Origin of the sequence: Mesorhizobium sp. M1E.F.Ca.ET.041.01.1.1, from assembly GCF_003997355.1 — a bacterium.
GTDB lineage: Bacteria > Pseudomonadota > Alphaproteobacteria > Rhizobiales > Rhizobiaceae > Mesorhizobium.
This window is the reverse complement of sequence record NZ_RZSL01000385.1, coordinates 1-5,998: the sequence shown is the minus strand read 5'-3', so window position 1 is coordinate 5,998 and position 5,998 is coordinate 1. Positions and strand designations below refer to the sequence as shown.

The following is a 5,998-nucleotide window of genomic DNA, read 5'->3' as shown; positions in this document are numbered from 1 at the left end:
GGTCGGGCCGGTGCAGATCGCCGTCGAGCTGCAGATTGTAGGGTGGGTCGGCGAAGATGACGTCGATCGACTTTTCCGGCAGCCGGTCAAGCGCGGCGACGCAGTCGCCTTTCAGGATCGTGTCCAGCCATTCGGACTGCTGGGGAGCATGGGAAAGCTCGTCGAGAAGACGCACGGCAGACATCAAAACACCCAAAGGCACGCGTTACGGTTTACTGCCTGTTATGGTTACCGATCAGCGTAAACATTCGGTGAAGGCTGAAGAGCCTCGCGCGATTTGCGAAGACCGGCCCATTGGTGTATGCCGCGCCGCTTGGGCCCGTCAGGCCATTTTCCTCCCACGCTTCGGATTGCCATGCCCCAGCCAGACCTTGTCATCTTCGATTGCGACGGCGTACTCGTCGATTCCGAAATCGTCGCCGCGCGCGTCGAGGCAGAGCTTCTGACTTCGGCCGGATTCGAGATCTCGGCGGAGGAGATTTTCGAGACCTATGCCGGGCTGACCTTCAAGGACATCATGCTGCGGCTCGAGGAGAAATCGCACATCCCGTTCCAGGCCTCGCTGATCGACCGCGCCGAGGAACTGGTCGACCGTAAGCTGCGCAGCGACGTGCGCGTCATCGACGGCGCCCGTGAGGCGGTGGCGGCCGTAACGGCACCGCGCGCCGTCTGCTCCAATTCGCGCAAGGAGCGGATCGAGTTCATGCTGGAGAAGGTGCGCCTGCTACCGTTCTTCGCCGGCCACATCTTTTCGGGGCTGGACATCCCCAGCAAGAAGACCAAGCCGGCGCCGGACGTGTTCCTCTACGCCGCCGAACAGCTCGGCGCGAACCCGAAGAACACCTTCGTCATCGAGGATTCGGTGCACGGCGTCACCGGCGCCAGGGCGGCGGGCATGCGCGTCATCGGCTTCACCGGCGCCGGCCACAGCTATCCCGGCCATGCCGACGCGCTGACCGAAGCGGGCGCCGAAACGGTCATCCGCCGCTGGGCGGAACTGAACAGCACGATCGCGGCATTGTCGGAATGGTCGGAGGACGCCTAGGGCTCGCTGTACACACGCCTGCGGCCATCTGGCGGCGTCTTCTGTGCTTCCGGTAGCTAACCCTCGGTTAGTTCGTCGCCGCGGCGCGTGTCTTCCTCTTGCCCTTCGACTTGTCCGCGGCAGGCGCCGGCGTGTTCTCGTCGTAGCCGGCATAGGCCTGGTAGTCGGTCGCGGTCGGCTCCGGCACCACGACGTTGGCGTCGGTGAAGACGAACTGCGTCGCGGCCGACGGATCGGTGACCTGCACCTGATACTGATGAAGCTGCGAATAGAGCACGTCGGGTCCATGCTGAACCGCGACGCGGATCGGCATGGTGACGGTGCCTGGCGCGAACAGCGGCCCCGGCACCACCTTGCCGGCGACCGCGATCTTCATCGTCAGTTGGCCGTTCTCGTGGGTGCAGTCGCGTGTCACGTCGGTGATCGAGGCCTGGTAGATGATCTTGGCGGGGTCGCGATTGGGATCGACCGGCGCCCCGTTGGAGCCGGCCTGCGCGGCCGCGGCGGCTGCCTCGGCTTCGGCGTCCGCCGTGGCGTCGCCCTTCTTTTTCTTCGGCTTGGCGGCGGTGCCCTTGGCATAGGTGTTGAAGAAGGCGGTGCCGTCACGCAGCGTCACCTTCGGGCAGTAAGCGCGCAGTTGGCTGGCGAGCACCTGAGGGTCCTGCGGCGGCGGCGGCGCGGTCGGATCCTTCTTGCCGAAACCGAAGTCGAGAATGCCATTGTCGCTCGATTGGCAGCCGGCGGCGGCAAGCATAAAGCCGGCAAGCGCCAGACCCGCGACAAAACGACGGTTGACCGAATAAAACGCCATGAACTGCACTTCCCTCTCACAAAGCCGGTGACGTATATCAACGCCGCGGCAAAAATGCGACTGAGCCGGCTCGGAAAATTAACCAAATTGCCGTGGATGACGCGACCGGCAGCAATGGGTCTTTGACGATGCAATATGTGAGTACCCGGGGGGATGCGCCCGTGCTTGGATTTTCCGACGCTGTGCTGGCCGGGCTGGCGCGCGACGGCGGGCTTTACGTGCCGCGCGAATGGCCGCAGTTTTCGGCCGCCGACATCCGCGCCATGCGCGGCCTTGCCTATCCCGACCTTGCCATTCGCGTCCTGACGCCTTTCCTCGGCGGCGAGATCGCGGCGCCCGTCTTCGAAAAGCTGGTGCGCGAGGCTTATGCGACTTTCCGCCATGAGGCGGTGTGCCCGCTGGTGCAAACCGGCGCAAACACCTTCGTCCTCGAGCTCTTCCACGGCCCGACGCTCGCCTTCAAGGACGTGGCGATGCAGCTGCTGGCGCGGCTGATGGACCATGTGCTCGCCGAACGGGGCAAACGCGCGACCATCGTCGGCGCCACCTCCGGCGACACAGGCGGCGCGGCAATAGATGCTTTCGCCGGCCGCGACCGCACCGACATCTTCATCCTTTTCCCCAACGGCAAGGTCTCGCCGGTGCAGCAGCGGCAGATGACGACGTCGGCTGCTGCGAACGTCCATGCGCTGTCGATCGAAGGCAATTTCGACGATTGCCAGGGCCTGGTGAAGGACATGTTCAACGACCACGGCTTCCGCGACAGGGTGTCGCTGTCGGGCGTGAACTCGATCAACTGGGCCCGCATCATGGCCCAGATCGTCTACTATTTCTCCTCGGCGCTGTCGCTCGGCGCGCCCGACCGGCCAGTGTCCTTCACCGTGCCGACCGGCAATTTCGGCGACATTTTCGCAGGCTACGCCGCCAAGCGCATGGGGCTGCCGGTCGAGCGGCTGATTATCGCCACCAACGACAACGACATCCTGGCGCGCACATTATCGAGCGGCGAATACCGCACCAAGGGCGTGTTCGCCACCACCTCGCCGTCGATGGATATCCAGGTGTCGTCGAACTTCGAGCGCCTGCTGTTCGAGGCCGCGGGCCGCGATGCCGCGACGGTCAGGCGCTACATGAACGGGCTGAAGCAGTCCGGTGCCTTCACCATCGAGGCGGACGAAATGACGCGGATCCGCGCCGAGTTCGACGCCGGCCGCGCCAGCGTCGACGAGGTCGCCGCAACCATCCGTTCGACGCTTGAAGCGAGCAGCTACCTGCTCGATCCGCACACGGCTGCCGCCGTGCATGTAGCGGCGGCCCATGCCTCCGGCGCCGTCCCGATGGTGGTACTCGGCACCGCGCATCCGGCGAAGTTTCCTGCGGCGGTCGAGGCCGCCAGCGGCATTGCCCCAGCCCTGCCCGCATGGCTAGGCGGCTTGATGACAGCCGACGAAAAATACACGATACTTCCATCCGAGCTAAAAATGGTGGAAGATTACGTGAGCCGCCACACGCGGGCGGCCCATTAGGGAGTAGTTGCCATATGGGTGTTGAGGTAAGCCGTCTGTCGAACGGCCTGACAGTCGCCACCGAAACCCTTCCAAGCCTCGAATCTGTTGCCCTTGGCGCCTGGGTGAAGTCGGGCGCTCGCAATGAACGCGACGAAGAGCACGGCATGGCCCACCTGCTCGAGCATATGGCGTTCAAGGGAACGAAGCGGCGCAGCGCCTTCCAGATCGCCTCGGAAATCGAGAATGTCGGCGGCGAGATCAACGCCGCGACCAGTGTCGAGACGACCTCCTACTATGCCAGGGTGCTCTCAGGCGACGTGCCGCTGGCGGTCGATATCCTGGCCGACATCCTGCAGGAGTCCGAATTCGATCCCGAAGAGCTGGAGCGCGAGCAGCATGTGATCCTGCAGGAGATCGGCGCCGCGCACGACACGCCCGACGACATCGTCTTCGACCGCTTCACCGAAACCGCCTTCCGCCACCAGACGATCGGCCGCTCGATCCTCGGCACGCCAGAGACGGTCAAATCCTTCACCTCCAGGCAACTGCACGATTTCATCGAGCGCCAATACGGCGCCGAGCGCATGGTGATCGTGGCCGCCGGCGACATCAAGCATGACAATTTCGTGCGCGAGGTCGAGAAGCAGCTCGGCGGCTTCCGCGGCAAGGCCGCGAGCAACATTCCGCAATACGCGCAATATGTCGGCGGCGACTTCCGCGAGGACCGCGACCTGATGGACGCGCAGATCGTTCTCGGCTTCGAGGGCCGCGCCTACCATGTGCGCGACTTCTACGCCTCGCAGGTGCTGTCGATGATCCTGGGCGGCGGCATGTCGTCGAGGCTGTTCCAGGAGGTGCGCGAGAAACGCGGCCTGTGCTATTCGGTCTATGCCTTCCACTGGGGATTTTCCGACACCGGCATTTTCGGCGTGCATGCCGCGACCGGTCAGAGCGATATCGCCAAGCTGGTGCCGGTCATCATCGACGAGCTGCAGAAGGCCGGCGAGAGCATACAGCAGGATGAGCTCGACCGGGCGCGCGCGCAATATCGCGCCGGCCTCATCATGTCGGCCGAAAGCCCGGCAAGCCGCGCCTCGCAGATCGCCAGGCAGTTGCTCCTGTTCGGGCGGCCGATCGCCAAGGAGGAGTTGATGGAACGGCTGGCGGCGCTGACCGTCGACCGGCTCACCGACCTCTCGTCGCGGCTGTTCTCGACCAAGCCGACGCTGACGGCGGTGGGCCCCGTGGGCACGCTGGCGCCCTATGAGGCGATCCTCGATTCACTTTCGGGTCCGCAGACAACGGCCCGCAAGCTCGCCGTCTAAACTTCGTCACGCGCCATGTTCGCGCTCCCTTTCTTTCGCCGCGACCTGCCGGCACTGAAGGGTGAAAAGGTCACGCTGCGCGTGCCGCTGACCAACGACTACCGTGAGTGGTCGACGCTGCGCGGCGAAAGCCGCGCCTTCCTGGAGCCATGGGAGCCGCGCTGGCAGCCTGACGAGCTCGACCGCACCGCCTGGCGGCTGCGCATCAGCCGCTACCGCGAGGATTATGCGCAAGGCACGGCAATCGCCTTCTTCATCTTCGAGAAGTCGAGCGGCAAGCTTGCCGGCGGCATCACGCTCGGCAACATCCGCCACGGCGTCGCCCAAAGCGGCCATATCGGCTACTGGATCGGCGAGCGTTTCGGCGGCCGCGGCCTGATGACCGACGCGGTCAAGGTGGTGTCCCGATTTGCCTTCGATACGCTGAGGTTGCACCGGATCGAGGCTGCCTGTATTCCCGACAACGCCCGGTCGATCCGCGTGCTTGAAAAAGCCGGATTCCGGCGCGAAGGACTGCTGCGATCCTATCTCAGGATCAATGGCATCTGGCAGGATCACTACCTCTACGCCCGGATCGCGGACGATCCGCCGGGTGATGGAACGAAGGGCTGATATGTGACGAATTTTTCGCGAATCGCGTCGCTGTTCGCCCTCATCCTGGCGGTCGTCGTCACGCTCTCGGCAGCCGCGCCCGCGCTTGCCGTCGAGCCGATCAAGATCGCCCGCGACGACAAGGCGCTCGACCTTTCGGGCGCCGTCGAGATCTACCGGAACCAGGGCGAGAATTTTCAGGTCTCGACCGCGCCCGGCCCCGACGGCATCGTGCGGCGCATCGAGGTCGAAGCCAACGACGCGCGTTCGACCGGCGACTGGGCGGTGTTCGCGCTCGCCAACACCACCGACCAGCAGCTCGACCGGCTGATCGTCGCGCCGCATTTCCGCCTGGTGAATTCGGGCATCTTCTGGCCGGATCTCGGCTCGACCCGCATCGCGGCGATCACGCCCAGCGAAGGCTTCGCGCTCGACCGCCAGACCAGCCCCGACGCCGACGTCTTCCGGGTGACGCTGAACCCCGGGACGGTCGTCACCTTCATCGCCGAGCTCGCCTCGCCCAAGCTGCCGCAGGTCTATCTATGGGATCCCGAATCCTACAAGGACTCGGTCAATTCCTACACGCTGTTCCGCGGCATCGTCATCGGCATTGCCGGGCTTCTGGCGCTGTTCCTGACCATCCTGTTCGTGGTCAAGGGGACCTCGATGTTCCCGGCGACCGCCGCGCTCGCCTGGGCGGTGCTCGCCTATATCTGCG

General features: G+C 64.7%; 6 protein-coding genes and 1 pseudogene. 5 read left to right on the top strand and 2 right to left on the bottom strand.

Features of this window, described 5'->3' with window-relative positions:
- Positions 1 to 184: pseudogene (locus EOA38_RS25380) on the bottom strand (site-specific DNA-methyltransferase); the annotation flags it as partial.
- A gap of 171 nt (positions 185 to 355) precedes the next feature.
- Here EOA38_RS25380 and EOA38_RS25375 point away from each other — a divergent pair.
- Positions 356 to 1,045 carry an HAD family phosphatase gene (locus EOA38_RS25375; protein WP_126095216.1) on the top strand — a complete coding sequence of 230 codons (690 nt, stop codon included), beginning with the start codon at positions 356 to 358 and terminating at the stop codon, positions 1,043 to 1,045.
- Positions 1,046 to 1,112: 67 nt separating this feature from the next.
- Here EOA38_RS25375 and EOA38_RS25370 read toward each other — a convergent pair whose 3' ends face one another.
- Positions 1,113 to 1,856 carry a hypothetical protein gene (locus tag EOA38_RS25370; RefSeq protein WP_127300525.1) on the bottom strand — a complete coding sequence of 248 codons (744 nt, stop codon included), beginning with the start codon at positions 1,854 to 1,856 and terminating at the stop codon, positions 1,113 to 1,115.
- A 128-nt stretch (positions 1,857 to 1,984) separates the two neighbouring features.
- Here EOA38_RS25370 and thrC point away from each other — a divergent pair, with 128 nt between their 5' ends.
- From thrC to EOA38_RS25350, 4 genes are all read left to right on the top strand, one after another.
- Positions 1,985 to 3,382, top strand: coding sequence for a threonine synthase (gene thrC, locus EOA38_RS25365; RefSeq protein WP_127300524.1), 1,398 nt, complete (start codon positions 1,985 to 1,987; stop codon positions 3,380 to 3,382).
- 14 nt (positions 3,383 to 3,396) lie between these two features.
- Complete coding sequence (locus EOA38_RS25360; RefSeq protein ID WP_127300523.1) at positions 3,397 to 4,689, top strand: pitrilysin family protein; 1,293 nt, start codon at positions 3,397 to 3,399, stop codon at positions 4,687 to 4,689.
- Between the two features lie 15 nt (positions 4,690 to 4,704).
- Complete coding sequence (locus EOA38_RS25355) at positions 4,705 to 5,301, top strand: GNAT family protein (RefSeq protein WP_127221129.1); 597 nt, start codon at positions 4,705 to 4,707, stop codon at positions 5,299 to 5,301.
- A 3-nt stretch (positions 5,302 to 5,304) separates the two neighbouring features.
- On the top strand, positions 5,305 to 5,998 hold a 694-nt coding region (locus EOA38_RS25350; protein ID WP_281060117.1), incomplete at its 3' end, for a 7TM-DISM domain-containing protein.